This is a genomic window from Mesorhizobium sp. M7A.F.Ca.ET.027.02.1.1 (assembly GCF_004022985.1).
Classification (GTDB): domain Bacteria; phylum Pseudomonadota; class Alphaproteobacteria; order Rhizobiales; family Rhizobiaceae; genus Mesorhizobium.
This window is the reverse complement of record NZ_RZOL01000760.1, coordinates 1-1,289: the sequence shown is the minus strand read 5'-3', so window position 1 is coordinate 1,289 and position 1,289 is coordinate 1. Positions and strand designations below refer to the sequence as shown.

The window sequence follows — 1,289 nt, the reverse complement described above, 5'->3', positions numbered from 1 at the left end:
CCCTCAAGGTGACGGCGTCCAGGCCAGCGAGAATTTCATCACGCTCGGCTCCCTTAAGGTCTTCGACACGATACGCCCGCTGCGCGCTTCGTCCCGACAATCGATCGAACTGCTCAACGGTCAGAAGCACAAATCTGCGCTTACCGCGCTTTGTGATCTCGACAGGCCCTCGGTATGCCGCCTCGACCACCTCGCCGGATTTGTTGCCGAGGTCGGTTAGCGTAAAGCTGGTCATCTTGGCTCTCCACCTCATGCTCGAGCGCCGGCACGTGCATAGCCGCGTCGGTGCTCGGAACTGGACGCTCCAGCGCAACCTGCAGAAGCCCATGCAATGGACAGATACGTTCCCCACGCCGACCTGGACGGACTACCTTCGCCTCAACCATCGTCTCACGGAAGTGGACAAGGAACTGGACGAGGGTGTCTTCCAGCTGCACGCGGGGGAGGAAGTGCCTCAAATGACGCTTTCGATTGAGCGGCCGACAAGCTCGGCCCGCAAACCAGACCAGTCAATCCTTCAGCTTCCCCGTCATTGAAGCCCGACCGGCACATATCTCCTCCAAGTTCGCCCGCTCCGTCCTGCGTCACATCCACGTGGCGTCAAAGCACGAACTCAGAACGCGCATCATGGCCGGCATCGACGACGTTAATCGCCACCCCGTCGTCCACAACCTAGTCCTACAAGCTCGCCGAAACTGCCTGATATGGTTCGAGTCATGGAAACGCTGAGCGTGCAGGATTACGTGCCCAAGAACCACCTCTCTCGGCTGATCGTGTCGCTGGCGAGGGAGGAGCTTGATCTATCCGCGATTAGCGGCAGTTACACGAGCGTGCTTGGTCAGCCGCCGTTCGATCCGCGCATGATGACGGCGCTGCTTTTGCATGGCTACGCGAGCGGCCTCTACTCCTCGCGCCGGATCGCCAAGGCGGCCTTGGAGCGTGCGGATTTCATGATGATCGTGGCGGGCGACCCCCGGACTTCCGCACGATCTCGGAATTCCGCAAGCGGCACTTGCCGGCGCTGGCCTCGCTGTTCGTGCAGGTGTTGAAGCTCGCCGAGAAAGCAGGTTTGGTGAAGCTCGGGCACGTCGCGCTCGATGGCACCAAGATCGCGTCGAAACACAAAGCGATGAGCTATGAGCGCATGAAGAAGCGGGAAGCGGAGCTCACGGCCGAAGTCGACCGCTGGCTGGCCACCGCCGAGGCCGCCGATGCGGAGGAGGACAAGCTGCACGGCACGAAGCGCGGCGATGAGATGCCCGATTGGGTGGCCGACAAGGAGAGGCGGC

Annotated in this window: 2 protein-coding genes and 2 pseudogenes; 3 read left to right on the top strand and 1 reads right to left on the bottom strand. The window is 61.6% G+C overall.

Annotated features, from left to right (window positions below):
- A partial coding sequence (locus tag EN749_RS35935; RefSeq protein ID WP_145991185.1) for a type II toxin-antitoxin system Phd/YefM family antitoxin occupies positions 1-235 on the bottom strand: 235 nt, incomplete at its 3' end.
- 16 nt (positions 236-251) lie between these two features.
- Here EN749_RS35935 and EN749_RS35930 point away from each other — a divergent pair.
- The 3 genes and pseudogenes from EN749_RS35930 to EN749_RS35920 all read left to right on the top strand — a co-directional run.
- Positions 252-536, top strand: a pseudogene (locus tag EN749_RS35930) (MFS transporter); the annotation flags it as partial.
- Positions 537-716: 180 nt separating this feature from the next.
- Positions 717-1,049 (top strand): transposase, encoded by a 333-nt coding sequence (locus EN749_RS35925; RefSeq protein ID WP_189367983.1) that lies wholly within the window; start codon positions 717-719, stop codon positions 1,047-1,049.
- Positions 1,013-1,289: pseudogene (locus EN749_RS35920) on the top strand (IS5/IS1182 family transposase); the annotation flags it as partial. The gene EN749_RS35925 and the pseudogene EN749_RS35920, both read left to right, overlap by 37 nt.

Coding starts and splice junctions, on each gene's coding strand:
- EN749_RS35925 (WP_189367983.1), top strand. CDS start 717: ATGGAAACGCTGAGCGTGCAGGATTACGTGCCCAAGAACCACCTCTCT.